Below are 15,159 nucleotides of genomic sequence, written 5' to 3' on the forward strand. Positions count from 1 at the left end.
AAGTGATCGATAATACTTTAATATTTTACTCATCTACAAATTAGTTGATATATCTATTTTATGAATGGGAATAAAACTTTAATGGTAGAAAATATCATTGAATGTAAGAAGGTAATAATATGCTTTAAAACAGGAATATTAGCTAAAAAATAACCAATCTAGATAAGAATCTCTAAAAAAACGTAAATTTTCAGACGGAAATTACAGTAAAAAGAAATAAAAACAGGTATTGTTCAGTTATATAGGAGCAAAAAATGGACAAAAATCTTTAAGGAAGAATTTTCTATTTTTGCTTGTTTGTTAAGGGAATAAAAATACTCAAAAGGTGCATTTTATTTTCTACAAACACAAAAGTATTTTTTGGTTCTTTTTTTGCATGCGGAATAACAATCAACAATAGCAGTAAAAATAAGTAATCTTTTAACATTAGGTGTTCTATGACAGATACTCGTGAAAACTGGACGTCACGATCTGGTTTTATTATTGCAGCCGTTGGTTCGGCTGTAGGCTTAGGTAATATTTGGCGCTTTCCGTACGTTGCGTATGAAAATGGCGGTGGTGCGTTTCTTATTCCCTATCTATTAGCACTCATTACTGCTGGTTTACCGTTATTATTTTTAGATTATGCGGTAGGCCATCGTAGTACTGGTTCACCTCCTAAGGCATATCGTGCCTTATTTAAAGGTGGTGAAACATTAGGGTGGTGGCAGGTTTGTGTCTGTATCATCATTGGTTTGTACTATGCAAGTGTACTTACATGGGCTGGTAGCTATGTTTACTTCTCTATTGGCCAAATGTGGGGAAGTGATCCGGAAGGTTTCTTCTTTAATACCTATTTACAGACCACAAAAGCAACCGGCTTTGATTTACAGTTTGTAGGTCATTTATTCTGGCCGATTGTTGGGATTTGGGCACTTACTCTCATCATTCTTTATGGTGGTGTGAAAAAAGGTGTGGAATTATCAAATAAGATTTTCATGCCTTTATTATTCATTCTCTTCACTATTTTAGTTATTCAATCGTTACGTTTACCAGGTGCGGTACAAGGTTTAAATGCATTCTTTACACCGAACTGGTCTGCAATGATGGATTATAAAGTTTGGTTAGCTGCCTATGGCCATACTTTCTTTTCACTCTCAGTTGGTTTCGGGATCATGGTCACCTATGCATCCTATTTAAAACCAAAAACGAATTTAACTGGTTCTGGTTTAATCGTTGGTTTTGCAAATGCATCAACAGAGATTTTAGCGGGTATTGGTATCTTCGCAGCGCTTGGTTTTATGGCACATGCCGCAGGTACTGAAGTTAAGGATGTTGTGAGTGGTGGTATCGGACTCGCATTTATTGCTTTCCCTAAAATTATTTCAAGTTTAGGTTCTGGTGCTGATCTATTCGGTCTTTTGTTCTTCTCTTCATTATTTGTTGCTGGTATTTCTTCAATGGTCAGTATTTTGGAAGTGCCTATTGCAGCAATGCAAGATAAGTTAAAGTGGGGACGCAAGAAAGCTGTAACCATTATTGGTGGTGGTAGTGCACTGGTTTCAATTATTTTATTCTCAAGTGTAAATGCAATTAAGCTTGTTGATATTGTCGATCACTTTATTAATAACATTGGAATTATTGGTGGTGCATTGATCTCAATTATTAGCGTAGCTTGGTTTAAACGTTCAGCACTTAAAGAGCTTCGTGACCATGTAAACCGAATTTCAACCATTCAATTGGGTAAAGGTTGGGACTTCACTTTAACAGTCATCACTTCTTTAATCTTATTAACAACACTCTCTATGACTGTTTTTAATTTGATCAAAAATGGCTATGATACTTATAGTATGAGCTTACAAGGTATATTCGGCTGGGGCAGTGTGATTTTCTGTGCAGTCGTAGCTATCGTGTTAAGTAAAATGAAAGATCGCTAGGAGGATAAAATAATGAATACTTCGGCAATCGTGATGTTAATAATTTCGATGGTGTTTGTATGGGGTGGACTGGCTTTATCCATCTTACATTTAGCAAAGCATCCTGAAGAATTAGATGAAGTTTTAGATGAAGTAAAAGATCAGCATACACTTTAAGATACTGATCTAGTAAAAAAGCAGGCATAACGCCTGCTTTTTTTTATGCAATTTTTTGGATTCTACAATAATAAAATCCATCACCAGATTGTGCTTGTGGCAATAATTGTCTGCCATGGGTTTGTTCAATTCCCCAAGCTGCTTCGATTTTCACTTCTTTTGCATCGGTATGTTCTGCAAAGAAGTCGATCATCTGTTGCTCATTTTCAGCTTTTAAAATTGAACAGGTGATGTAGAGCAATGTGCCGCCAACTTTAAGTTGTTGCCACATGTGTTCCAAAATTTGCTTTTGTAGTTCAATGGTTTGCGCTATATCGGTAGATTGACGCAATAGGCGTATGTCTGGATGACGACGAATTACACCTGTCGCAGAGCATGGTGCATCAAGCACGATACAATCTACTGGTTCAGCCGGAGTCCACTTGGTTGCATCCGCAGCCAGAATTTCAGTATGGCTTTGGTCTAGCTGTAGTCGGTTTAAGTTTTCAGTCACACGGACTAAACGACTTGGATCCTGATCAATGGCAATTAACTGTGCTGGTTTAAATTTTTCCAGTAAGTGAGCTGTTTTACCACCCGGAGCAGCACACGCATCAATCACTGTTTTATTGTTTAAATCAGGCAATAGGGTTGCACATAACTGCGCATGTTCATCTTGTACAGAAAACCAGCCCTGTTCAAAACCAGGTAACTGAGTGATTTGTACAGATTGCTCAAGAACAATACCTGCTTCAGACAGAGTACACGCACGTGCCTGAATATCGAGACTTTGTAGTTTTGCTAAATAAGCATCTCGACCAATGTGTCGCTGGTTCACTCGTAAGGTTAAAGGTGCAACTTGTTTTAGCGATTGGCAGAGCGCTTCGGTTTGTTCTCCCCAATCCTTTTTTAAGCGTTTAAAAAGCCAACTTGGTAAGCCATGTGCTTGTTGTAAACCTTGCTCAAACTCATCAGTTTCACGAGTAGCTCGGCGCAAAATAGCATTTACAATGCCACTGAGTGCAGGGAACCCAAGTTGTTTAGTCGCATCTACTGTTTCCGAGATGGCAGCGTGCGCTGCAATACGCGTACATAAAACTTGATAAAGACCAACGTATAGGCAGGTTTCTACTGTCTCATTATTTAAAGGTTTGCTGAGCAAAGGTAAGCTAATTGATTTAAGTGCAAACCATTGGCGCAATGTACCTAAAACAAGTTCATGAAATAGTGCGCGATCACGTTCTGCAACTTGATTCAGCTGTGTATTTAAAATACTAGCCAACGATTGACCTTGCTGAACTTTTAGTAACGTTTGGACGACTTGAGCACGTAGGTTAAAACGTGAAGAATTTGAAGTAACCTGACTCATGGCAGAATCTGTCCTACGTGAAGTTTTTGAGTTTGTGCAATTTGTTGAGCATTTAATGCTTTACCACCCGGCCACTGTACACTCGTCAAACAAACAAATGTATTTTCACCGCAAGCAACATGTACGCCTTGTTTATCAATTGCAACAATTTCACCAGCTTGGGCATCTGCTTTGCTTTGGCTAGAAACTAAAGAGTTCCAAACACGCAGTGCGTTGTTTTCATCAAGCTGAACAAAAGCGACTGGCCAAGGGTTAAATGCACGGATATTTCGGTCAATTTGAGCAGCATCTATTAACCAATCAATACGAGCTTCTGACTTTACGAGTTTATGAGCATAGACCGTTAAGCTTTCATCTTGGACTTCGCGTTCTGCCAAATATTTTTGTAGTGTTTCTTCTGACTCAAGTACCGCACAAATTGCTGTTGCACCTTGATCTGCAAGTTTGTCATGTAAAGTCGCAGAGGTATCTTCGGCAGTGATTGGGCAATAGGTTTTATACATCATATCGCCTGTATCTAAACCGGCAGCCATTTGCATGATGGTGATACCAGTTTCATCGTCACCTGTTGCAATCGCACGTTGAATTGGTGCTGCTCCACGCCAGCGTGGTAATAATGAACCGTGAATATTTAAACAGCCATATTTAGGTGTATCGAGTACAGCTTGTGGAAGAATCAAACCATAGGCTGCAACGACCATCACATCGGCACCTAAAGCAGCCAATTCTTGTTGAGCAGCCAAGCCTTCTTCGGTGGAAGCTTTGAAGTGGAGTGGTTGATAAACAGGAATATTGTGTTCAAGTGCAAGCTGTTTCACAGGGGATGGCGTTAGTTTTTGTCCACGACCTGCTTTACGGTCTGGTTGAGTATAAACCGCGATAATTTCATGGGAAGTTTTTAATAAAGCCGCCAATGCTGTTGCAGCAAATTCGGGGGTGCCAGCAAAAATAATTTTCACAAATGCAATCCAAAAAGAGTTTATGGGTAGTATACGTGAAAAACGTTTGAAGCCCTAAACTCATGGCAATTGAGCTTTTTAGTTTTTAAATAGTGAACAAAAAATTATTGAAAAAAATTTATTGATAAAAAAAGGTTATAAAAAAATAAAAAATTATTCATGTAAGTTTTGCTAAATATTGACTGAGTATTATCGTTCTTGGCTTTCCCTATATTATTTGCTTCTATAGAATGGAGAATGATCAAATTATGATGATGAGTCAATATTCCGACTGATCTAACGCTATATCAGTATCATTCAGCCAGAGTGGAAGTCATTTCACTCAAGCACAACTTGTTGGAAATACAAATGCCTGACTATCGTTCAAAAACATCGACACACGGAAGAAATATGGCTGGCGCACGTGGCTTATGGCGTGCAACAGGAATGAAAGATGAAGATTTCGGCAAACCAATTATTGCAGTGGTCAACTCATTTACCCAATTTGTTCCAGGCCATGTACATCTAAAAGATCTAGGGCAGCTTGTCGCAGCAGAAATTCAGGCAGCAGGTGGTGTTGCTAAAGAGTTCAATACAATTGCAGTGGACGATGGGATCGCAATGGGGCATGACGGCATGCTTTATTCATTACCATCACGTGATTTGATTGCAGACTCTGTTGAATACATGGTGAATGCACACTGTGCAGATGCCATGGTGTGTATTTCTAACTGTGACAAAATTACACCGGGAATGTTGATGGCTGCGATGCGCCTAAATATTCCAGTAGTTTTTGTGTCTGGCGGCCCAATGGAAGCAGGTAAGGTCAAATTCCGCGGTAATGAAAAAGCGATTGACCTTGTAGATGCAATGGTTGTTGCGGCTGATGAAAGTTACACAGACGAAGAAGTTGCAGAATTTGAACGTTCAGCATGTCCAACATGTGGTTCATGTTCAGGTATGTTCACTGCAAACTCAATGAACTGTTTAACCGAAGCTTTAGGCTTATCTTTACCGGGTAATGGTTCGATTGTTGCGACGCATGCAAACCGTAAAAAATTATTCTTAAAAGCGGGTCAGCTTATTGTTGAATTGGCTAAGCGCTATTACGAACAAGAAGATGCAAGTATTTTGCCTCGTTCAATTGCAACTAAGGCTGCATTTAAAAATGCCATGACCCTTGATATTGCAATGGGTGGTTCAACCAATACAGTTCTACATTTATTGGCTGCAGCAAGTGAAGCTGAAGTTGATTTTACTATGGACGATATTGACGAATTATCACGTCGAGTTCCTGTACTTTCAAAAGTTGCTCCTGCGAAACAAGACGTTCATATGGAAGATGTTCACCGTGCGGGTGGCATTATGGCTATTTTAGGTGAGCTTGATCGTGCGAATTTACTTGATGTATCTGTACCGACAGTGCACGAGAAAACTTTAAAAGATGCATTAGATAAGTGGGATATTATCCGTACTGAAGATGCCGATGTATATGAGTTCTATCGGTCATCTCCGGGTGGCGTACCAACTCAAGTGGCATTCTCTCAAAACCGTTACTACTCAACTTTAGATGGCGACCGTGAAAAAGGCGTGATTCGTAATGCAGAGCATGCATTCTCTAAAGATGGTGGTTTAGCAGTTCTATACGGCAACATCGCACTTGATGGTTGTATCGTGAAAACTGCAGGCGTTGATGAATCAATCTTGAAATTTACAGGCACAGCGCGAGTATTTGAAAGCCAAGATGCAGCCGTAGATGCAATTTTGGGTCATGACATTAAAGCTGGTGACGTCGTTGTTATTCGTTACGAAGGTCCACGTGGCGGTCCGGGCATGCAAGAAATGCTTTACCCAACCAGCTATCTTAAATCGAAAGGTTTAGGAAAAGACTGTGCATTGGTGACAGATGGTCGTTTCTCTGGCGGTTCATCAGGTCTTTCAATTGGACACGTTTCACCAGAGGCTGCTGAAGGCGGTGCAATTGGTTTGGTTGAAGATGGCGATACTATTGAAATTGATATTCCAAACCGTACGATTCACTTGAACGTTGATGATGCGACTATGGCGCACCGTCGTACAGTTCAAGAAGCGAAAGGCTGGCATCCGAAAGAAGAACGTAAACGTAAAGTATCAAAAGCGTTAAAAGTTTATGCAATGCATACAACAAGTGCGGCAAAAGGAGCTGTACGCGTTTTATAAAATATTCAATTTTAATAATTGAGTAGGAAACATGCACCCATTAACACGATGAATTGCTATCATGTTATGGGTGCATTTTTTATGTCTGGTAAAAAAAATCCGCTTGTAGGAAAAGGTGTTTTCAGATCATTCTATGGGTTTGCCATAAAATGGTGATAAAATCTTCACCTACGCAGAAACTCGCGAAATAACATGACATATTTTCTGCGCGAACTTAGGTAGTCATTTTTCTATCTCGACTACTGTTTAACCTTGCACTATGATCAAAATACCTTTTGATCTCGCTTAGGATTTATTTTTTAGAGGCACTACTCATGTCACTGCTACGCCGTTGGTTTGACCCTATCCGATCGAGCTGGTTTTACCAAAAGCCTTCTCGTCAAGCGGTGTTACCCACGGAAAATGGTTTAAGTATTTATTTACGACTTGATGATGTGTATAGCTATCTGGCTGTTCAGCAATTGTCTCAGCTAGATGAAATTTTAAGTGATGAGCTTAAACCTTTAAAAATTATTATTTCTCATACAGCTTCTGAACCTCCAAACAGCATGACGCATGAGGAGTGGCAGCATTACTGTTTAAATGATGCCAAGATTTTAGCAAATCAGCATCGGTTTGCTTTTGATGAGTTCCCAGAAATCCCAAGCCAAGAAGCTTTAAAACAAGCCGCTGTCATATTAAAAAGAACCCCATTACAAGGTCAGAACTTCTTACATTTACTTGAAGATATCTTTCACATGCTTTGGCAACAGCAATATGGAAAGTTGCGTACTTTACATGCCATGGCGGTAAAGCATCAGATGCCACAGCATTTCCCAGAACGTATTTTTACAGATGAACCTGTACAGGCAGCGTACTTTGAATTTGGTGGACGTAAATATCACGCAGTGGATGATTTATTACGTTTAACCCGTCGATTAAAGCAACAAAAGTTACTGACTGGTATTCCGATTTTTTTAATTAATCATATCGAATGGCGTGAACATTTGATTAATGATGCTGAAGCACTCAATGAAATTCAGGCTCTTCATCCTGAGCTTGATGTATTTATTGCTTTAGAAGACCCGATGAGCTGGTTGCTGCTTGCCTATATTAAAGAAGAACTCGCAGACTATTATGATATTCAGTTAAAAGTCTATCCGCTCAGTTACCAAGGTCGAGACTGGTTTGACTGGAGCTTGGCAACACGTGTTTCTAAACGTACTGAGGTGGCTTTTACACCTTTTTGTCGTCCTACAGAAGAAAGTACGCTTGAGATGGCAAAGCTTTTTTATAGCGTGCCGGAAAACCAGCAACTCGATACAATTTTTACTATTTTGCAGGCAGTTTGGACGAAAGGAAAAGACTTATCTTTCCAAAGACATTTCCAAGAGTTACAGCAGCAGCTCGGCATTGAGCAGTTAACTGAACAAGATGTCCCATCTGTCTTAGAACGAAATGATGCACTTTGCAAAGACAAGCATCAGCCTGATTTGCCAGTTTTAGAGTTGCGTATTGATGGGCAAAGTTATGTATTTAATAGCTTGTACCGAGTTTGGATGATTGAAAGTATTTTTAGTAATGTTTTAGAAGAAAAATACAAAACGGCCTCAACCTCTAATTGAGGCCTACTCCTAAAAACAAGAATAGGGCAAAACCTGTTTTTTTCCGTAGCATAACCATGTAGGGAATCGGAGATAAACAGTGACTTTTTTAGCAATTATTATGATGGTGTTTGCCTTTGCTGGCATGATCAAAGGCATGATTGGCCTAGGCTTGCCCGCAGTATCAATGGGCTTACTCACCATCGCAATGAGCCCTTTTCAGGCTGCATCTCTTTTAATTGTTCCTTCAATGGTCACCAATGTTTGGCAGCTTTTTGCTGAGGGGCATGTTTGGGCTTTTATTCGCCGTTTCTGGACTTTACTCGTAGGCATTGTGGTGGGCTCAATATGGAGCTTTCTACCCACTTTAAGTCAAAGTCATGGGCACAGTAGTGAGATTTTATTAGGCTGTATGTTGGCCTTATATGGGCTTTATGGACTATGCGTCAAAAAGCTTCCACATTTAGGGAAGCATGAGCGCTGGTTATCGCCGATTATTGGATATATTGGTGGGGCAGTCACCGTAGCCACAGGCGTCATTATTATTCCTATCGTGCCTTACTTACAGTCTTTACATTTAAAACGTGACGAGTTGGTTCAGGCTTTGGGATTAACATTTACCGTCTCTACCATTTGCCTTGCTGTTTTTTTACACCATAACCCGATGTCGGGAGTAACACTGGACTATCGTTTATCTTTTGCTGCGTTGTTGGCTGCACTGATTGGAATGTGGATCGGTAAAAAAATCCGTTATCGACTCAATGAGCAGTTATTTCGACGTATCTTTTTTATAGGGTTGGTGTCGTTAGGGCTTTATATGATTTTGCACTAAACCAAATTTCTAAGGGCGATGTTCTAATAGAAAATCTGCAAATTGCTTATAACTGCTAGGCAGCTGGCTGAAATTTTGTGTTGCCAAAAGTAGTTTTCGGTTTGCCCATGCGCCGAGTAATTGGATGGAATGGAAATCATAGTCCGATTGCAAGCGCTGTGCCGCACGGGCAGGCATAATTGCAATTCCAACGCCTTTGGCAACGACTTCAGCAATTGCGCTAAAGTTAGGTAAGCGCAAACGATACTGTATATTAAAGCCTAATAATTTAGCTTGAGTTTCAATGGACTGTTGCAAAGAGTGGTGGGCTTTAAGGCCAATAAAACCATAGCTTAAAGCCTCTATCAAATTTAGCTTTTGATATTGAGCTAACTCATGTGTAGCAGGACAAATCAAAACTAAAGGATCACTCGCAAATTCTTTAGTTTGCAAATGTCGGGTATCAAAAAAGCTTGAGACCAAGCCAAGGCTCGCAATTCCTTGGGTTAATGCATCTACAATTTCCGAACTTTCTGCTTCGTGCAAATCGATATTCATTTCAGGATGAAGCACTAAATATTGCGGTAATAACGGAGGCAAATATTCGCTTTGAGCTGAAGAGTTACACCAAAGCGTTAAGGCTTGTGTTGTAGAAGACTTAAAGCGCTGCATTTCTTGTTCGAGTTGATCTTTTTGTGCTAAAAGCTGACGAGCATGTTCGACAAAAGCATGTCCTGCTGTGGTGAGTTCTACACCTGTGGTTTGGCGAATAAATAAGGGTGTTTCAAAATACTGTTCGAGTTTTTTTATACGCTCACTCGCTGCTTGAAGAGAAATAGCAGAGCGGTCCGCACCTTTAGTTAGGCTACCTGTAGAGACAATATGAAGAACGAGCTGTAAATCAAAAAAATCAAAACGCATGATAGGAACGTATTGAAACGCAAAAATTCATCATACTAAATCGGAATGAAAAAAGGCAGCTTACGCTGCCTTTTTGAATTTAAGTTTTATCTTTTAAACTAAACAACCAATTTAGAATAATGGCCGCAAATGTTGCTGTACCAATACCGCCTAAATTGAAATTACCGAACAATAATTCAAAGTTACCGGCACCTAAAATAATCGTCACAGAAGCAACAATCAGATTTTTATTGTTAGAAAAATCAACTTTGTTTTCGATCCAGATTTTTGCACCAGCAATTGTAATTAAACCAAATACGACAATAGATGCACCTGTTAAAACTGCGCTTGGAATGGTACTAATCACCGCGCCAAATTTTGGAGATAGACCTAAAAAAATGGCGAAGACACCCGCAATCACAAAAACAATGGTTGAGTACACACGAGTGACTGCCATCACACCAATATTTTCACCATAAGTGGTCATCCCCGGCGCGCCAACACTACCAGAAAGCGTTGTTGCCAAACCATCTGCAACAAATGCTTTGCCTAATTGTGGTGTTAGGTTTTCGCCAGTCATTGCACCTACTGCTTTAATATGGCCTAAGTTCTCTGCCACTAAAATTAATGCAACTGGTGCAATAATTAGCATTGCTTTGGTATCAAAAGTAGGATGTGAAAAGCTTGGAATACCGAACCATGCAGCTTGAGAGATCTGGCTAAAATCGATTGGTTTACCTAAACCCAAACCATTGGTCGTGATGGCATAAATTGCATAAGCCAAAATCAAACCAACTAATAGAAGTAAACGTTGTAATAAACCACGCGTAAAGACCGCAATACTACCCATACAAAGTACAGTAATTAATGCCATCCACATTTCAAATGGTTGGCCTGCAACGCCTTTAATGGTAACAGGTGCAAGGTTTAGACCAATAATCATCACAATTGCGCCAGTTACTACAGGCGGCATGAGTTTTTCAATCCAGCGCGTACCCGTAAGCATCACAATAAAACCGATGAGTGCGTAAAAGATACCGCATGCTACGATTCCACCTAAAGCCATAGACAGATTTGGATTGGCGCCCGAACCTGTAATGTGCCCAGTCGCTGCTGCAACCACACCAATAAAGGCAAAACTCGATCCTAAGTAACTTGGAACGCGACCACCTGTAATTAAGAAGAACAGGATGGTACAGATACCGGACATTAAAATAGCGAGGTTAGGGTTAAAGCCCATAAGTAATGGCGCTAAAACGGTGGCTCCAAACATGGCAAATGCATGTTGGATGCCTAAAATGGCACTTTGAACTGGGGGGAGATATTCATTGGTAGAGACCGGTCGATGGTCAACATCACCTTGGTAAGGCTGCCATTTTGGAAACCAGTTGGACATAAAATGAGCTCATTATTCTTTAATTGGTGCAATGATACTCTTTCTTTGGAAAGCATTTAATCTCTGGTGAGCAGTATGTGAGTGAAAAGTAATTATTTTTTAACGATTGGTATAATTTTAAGAATTCTAAATATAAGGAATTAGTTATTTTTTTATAATAAAACTTAATTTTATGATTTTTAAAAAATATTTAAAAAAATATAAAATCAGGGAAAATTTATGAAAAATGGGGAACTTTGCAAGTAAAAAGCAGCACATCGGTGATGTACTGCTTTGTCAAACGATCGGTAAAAACAGCTTAGCCCGTATTACGTAAACCAGCAGCAATACCCGCAATACTCACCATAAGTGCATGGTCAACAGGCGTATGCTCTGCCTGACGTTCCGCTAGGTAATCGCGGCGGCGTTTCATGAGTTCAGCTTGTAAAAGATGCAAAGGAAGTAAGTATGGTTTACGAACCTGCATAGATTGATCAAGAACCTCGTTGTTGCTCAGAAGCTTTGATTCATCTTTCAATTTAAGTAATGTTTCAACAGCATCTTTTAGTCGCTGACGCAACTGGTTGCCGAGTACTTTTAAATCTTCATCTTCAGTTAAATGAGACTCGTAATAGAGAGCAATGTTGGCATCGGCTTTAGACAATACCATTTCCAGCATATCAATAAGCGTTTGGAAATAAGGCCATTGCTGGAGCATTTCATCAAGTGTTGCTTTTTGCTGATCGGCAATCACTTCATTAATGGCAGCACCTGTACCTAACCATGCAGGCAACATCAAACGGATTTGAGTCCATGCGAATACCCATGGGATGGCACGTAAAGACTCGATGCCACCACTGACTTTACGTTTTGCTGGACGCGAGCCTAGAGGCAACATTTGTAACTCAAGCTCAGGCGTGACAGTACGTAAATACTTCACAAAATGTGGGTTTTCACGCACTGTTTGACGATAAACCTTCACAGAATGATCTGTCATACGGTTCATAAGTTCACGCCATTCGGCTTTAGGTTCTGGTGGTGGCAACAATGTCGCTTCAAGTGTTGCTGCGGTATAGATTTCAAGGTTTTGCATTGCAATACCTTCTAAGCCGAATTTAAAGCGGATCATTTCACCTTGTTCTGTTACACGAATTGCGCCAGAGATTGAACCTGGTGGCTGTGAGAATAGTGCCTGTTGGGTTGGGGCGCCACCACGGCTAATTGAGCCACCACGACCGTGGAATAGAGTCAACTGTACGCCGTGTGTACGAGCAATTGCAGTCAGCTCTTCTTGAGCACGATATTGCGCCCAGTTGGCAGACATGAAACCAGCATCTTTTGCTGAGTCGGAGTAACCGATCATGACTTCGTGTTTGCCCTGAATGTGCTGCTTATACCAGTGCATATTGAACAGCGTATTCATGGTAGTTGCAGCGCCATCTAAATCTTTTAGAGTTTCAAACAGAGGCACGACACGTAAAGGATGCTGAATACCTGCTTCTTTTTGCAATAACAATACAGCCAAAACATCACTCGGATATTCAGCCATAGAAATAATATAAGCCCCTAACGACTCCGGTGGTTGGTCAGCCAAAGTACGCATAGTTGCAAATACTTCTTGGACATCTGGATGCCCAATCAAACTCCCTTCAGGTTCATTAATATATTTCGGTAGAAGTGGGCGTTTACTTTGTAGTTCCTGAATGAGAAAGTTTTGGCGCGCTTGCTCAGTCCATGACTCAAAATTACCTAAACCTAAATACTCAGTAATGGCTGAAATGGCTTGGCGATGGCGCCCTGATTCTTGGCGAATATCGAGTTTAAGTAATTCAATACCAAAACAGTTCACACGGTAGATAAAGTCGAGAAGTTGACCATTCGCAATTTCTGGAAGGTTACTGTCAATTAAAGAGCGATAGCACAACAATAATGGTTGTAACAGCTCATCTTTGCTTTTAATGACATTGCTGTCATCTGCTTCTAAACCTTGTAGACGCTGCGCTAACCAGTGACGAGTCGCTTTTAAACGCTCGCGTGTTGCACGTAAATACTCGCGATAAGGTTCTGCATGTTGGCTACCAATCGCTTGAATCATTTCTTCGGAACACGTCTGGATTGAAAGTTCCCAACGTAAGTTTTCAATATCTCTGAGGTAAAGGTCAGCAGCTTGCCAGCGTGATAACCACAGCACTTCTTGAGTGATTTGATGAGTAACGTTCGGGTTACCATCACGGTCTCCACCCATCCAAGATGCAAAGCGCACTGGTGCAATATTGAGTGGTAAGTTTTGTTGGCAATTGTCTTGAACTAATTCATTTAATTCACGAATGAATTTTGGTACAGCATTCCAAAGCGTTTGCTCAATGGTTGCAAAGCCCCATTTTGCCTCATCGACAGGAGTCGGGCGGTGCTGACGAATTTCATCAGTTTGCCAAGCCGAACTAATTTGTTGTTTTAAGTTAGCAAGAGCATTTTGACGTTCACGTGGAGTAAGTTTTTGCTGATCAAGTTGTGAAAGACAAGCATTGATATCGTCATATTTTTGAATGAGGGTGCGACGGCTTACCTCGGTTGGGTGCGCCGTAAGTACCAGTTCAATATTAAGGTCGCAAATTTGCTGGAACAGTTTTTCTGTCGAAATACTTTTATCTTTAAATTTTTGAAATAAGTGAACAAGTGGATTTGGAGAATTAGCCTCCGAATCAAACTCCGCCTGTCTGCGGCTACGCACGACATGGTATTGCTCGGCAATATTGGCAAAATTTAAAAAATGAGAAAAAGCGCGGGTGAGAGGTAATAGCTCTTCATCGGGCAGTTCTAAAAATAATTGTTCTAATTGCTTTTCGGCTTCAGCTTGACCATCACGTGCACCTTTGGCAAGCGCACGGATTTGCTCGATCTGATTAAACAGTTCTTGTCCTGCATGTTGTTTTAGGGTTTCACCTAACAAATTGCCAAGTAAGCGGACATCCTCACGCAGTGGCGCATCGATTTGCTGAACCATGCTATTTTTCTCCTGTTCTTATTCTTATCGAATATAGCGCGATTAACAAACATTCCAAGCTTTGAGCGTAAGAAAATGTGAATTTTTGCTTAAAAAATAACATTTAATTCGCTAATGGTGACTTAAAAGATGACATGCACTCAGTGCAACTTTTGGCAATCGGACTTTGGTTTAATTCCGATATTTGAGCAGGAATAAATGAATTGCATCTTGAATGATATGGTCTAACTCTTGCGCATTGGGTACAGCAATAATTCTAAGTAGAACCTTATGGTGACGTACACCAAGCAACAACGTTAAAAGAAGCTCTGTTTGATAAACGGGATCATCGGCTTGAATAAAACCTAGCTCAGCTGCTTTTTGGAAGAACGCAACTAACAGATTTTGAAGTCGGGTATGGGATGCCGTGAAAAATTGTTCAGCTAAAGGGCTTTGTTCTGCTGCGAGCTCAAATAACACATGTTCAAGCTTTAATGCTTCAGGTGAATAAATAATTTGTAAGGCACGTGAACACACCGTATAGAGTGTTTGATAAAAATCTGCCGATGCATCTAATTCAAATGGTTTAGTGCCTAGAGTCTCTTCGCAAGTTTCTGTAATTGCGCAGATAAACAGGTTTGCTTTGTCTTGAAAGTGGTTATAAACCGTGAGTTTAGTAACTCCGGCTTCCTGTGCAATCTGGTTCATGCTGGTACCGTGATAACCAGATTTTAAAAAAATAGCTTTAGCGGCTTGTAAGATACGGGCACGCTTTTCCAGATCTTTAGGGCGACCACTTTGATTAACTGTTTGCACAAAACCCTCTAATAAAAGTTTAAAAAAATAAATATTTATAAGTTTTTCTTTAATTAATGTACCCATGGGTATATTAATTAAAAAATAAACGAACTATGATGCAAACATATTGTGCCTTAAAAAACCAGTTTGAA

The 15,159-nt window shown here is 40.2% G+C and carries 11 protein-coding genes; 5 read left to right on the forward strand and 6 right to left on the reverse strand.

Features of this window, described 5'->3' with window-relative positions; genetic code table 11:
- Positions 1-437: 437 nt before the first annotated feature.
- Complete coding sequence (locus ACH8JV_RS10085; RefSeq protein WP_396521052.1) at positions 438-1,916, forward strand: sodium-dependent transporter; 1,479 nt, start codon at positions 438-440, stop codon at positions 1,914-1,916.
- Positions 1,917-1,928: 12 nt separating this feature from the next.
- Positions 1,929-2,072, forward strand: a complete 144-nt coding sequence (locus ACH8JV_RS10090) for a methionine/alanine import family NSS transporter small subunit (protein ID WP_151762191.1) — start codon at positions 1,929-1,931, stop codon at positions 2,070-2,072.
- Between the two features lie 43 nt (positions 2,073-2,115).
- Here ACH8JV_RS10090 and rsmB read toward each other — a convergent pair whose 3' ends face one another.
- Both rsmB and fmt read right to left on the reverse strand, forming a co-directional pair.
- Positions 2,116-3,420, reverse strand: a complete 1,305-nt coding sequence (gene rsmB / locus ACH8JV_RS10095; RefSeq protein WP_396521054.1) for a 16S rRNA (cytosine(967)-C(5))-methyltransferase RsmB — start codon at positions 3,418-3,420, stop codon at positions 2,116-2,118.
- Positions 3,417-4,379, reverse strand: coding sequence for a methionyl-tRNA formyltransferase (gene fmt / locus ACH8JV_RS10100; protein WP_396521056.1), 963 nt, complete (start codon positions 4,377-4,379; stop codon positions 3,417-3,419). The genes rsmB and fmt overlap by 4 nt, the downstream gene beginning before the upstream one ends.
- Before the next feature lie 348 nt (positions 4,380-4,727).
- On the opposite strand from fmt, the gene ilvD reads away from it, so the two are divergent.
- The 3 genes from ilvD (at position 4,728) to ACH8JV_RS10115 (ending at position 8,972) form a co-directional block, all read left to right on the forward strand.
- Positions 4,728-6,557, forward strand: a complete 1,830-nt coding sequence (ilvD, locus tag ACH8JV_RS10105; RefSeq protein WP_022576132.1) for a dihydroxy-acid dehydratase — start codon at positions 4,728-4,730, stop codon at positions 6,555-6,557.
- 314 nt (positions 6,558-6,871) lie between these two features.
- Positions 6,872-8,161: a hypothetical protein gene (locus ACH8JV_RS10110; protein WP_396521058.1), complete on the forward strand. Its 1,290-nt coding sequence runs from the start codon at positions 6,872-6,874 to the stop codon at positions 8,159-8,161.
- 79 nt (positions 8,162-8,240) lie between these two features.
- On the forward strand, positions 8,241-8,972 hold the full coding sequence (locus tag ACH8JV_RS10115) for a sulfite exporter TauE/SafE family protein (protein ID WP_019458620.1): 732 nt from the start codon (positions 8,241-8,243) through the stop codon (positions 8,970-8,972).
- A gap of 9 nt (positions 8,973-8,981) precedes the next feature.
- On the opposite strand, the gene ACH8JV_RS10120 is transcribed toward ACH8JV_RS10115, so the two are convergent.
- The 4 genes from ACH8JV_RS10120 to ACH8JV_RS10135 all read right to left on the reverse strand — a co-directional run bounded on the left by ACH8JV_RS10120 (position 8,982) and on the right by ACH8JV_RS10135 (position 15,025).
- Positions 8,982-9,872: a LysR family transcriptional regulator gene (locus ACH8JV_RS10120; protein ID WP_396521060.1), complete on the reverse strand. Its 891-nt coding sequence runs from the start codon at positions 9,870-9,872 to the stop codon at positions 8,982-8,984.
- A gap of 79 nt (positions 9,873-9,951) precedes the next feature.
- The gene (locus tag ACH8JV_RS10125) at positions 9,952-11,247 is read right to left on the reverse strand and encodes a solute carrier family 23 protein (RefSeq protein WP_343570350.1); all 1,296 of its coding nucleotides are present in this window, start codon (positions 11,245-11,247) and stop codon (positions 9,952-9,954) included.
- 298 nt (positions 11,248-11,545) lie between these two features.
- Positions 11,546-14,230 (reverse strand): phosphoenolpyruvate carboxylase, encoded by a 2,685-nt coding sequence (gene ppc / locus ACH8JV_RS10130; RefSeq protein ID WP_396481592.1) that lies wholly within the window; start codon positions 14,228-14,230, stop codon positions 11,546-11,548.
- 171 nt (positions 14,231-14,401) lie between these two features.
- Positions 14,402-15,025 carry a TetR/AcrR family transcriptional regulator gene (locus tag ACH8JV_RS10135; RefSeq protein ID WP_209045381.1) on the reverse strand — a complete coding sequence of 208 codons (624 nt, stop codon included), beginning with the start codon at positions 15,023-15,025 and terminating at the stop codon, positions 14,402-14,404.
- Positions 15,026-15,159: the final 134 nt, after the last annotated feature.

It is taken from the genome of Acinetobacter sp. ABJ_C5_2 (assembly GCF_044538485.1).
Lineage (GTDB): Bacteria > Pseudomonadota > Gammaproteobacteria > Pseudomonadales > Moraxellaceae > Acinetobacter > Acinetobacter nosocomialis_A.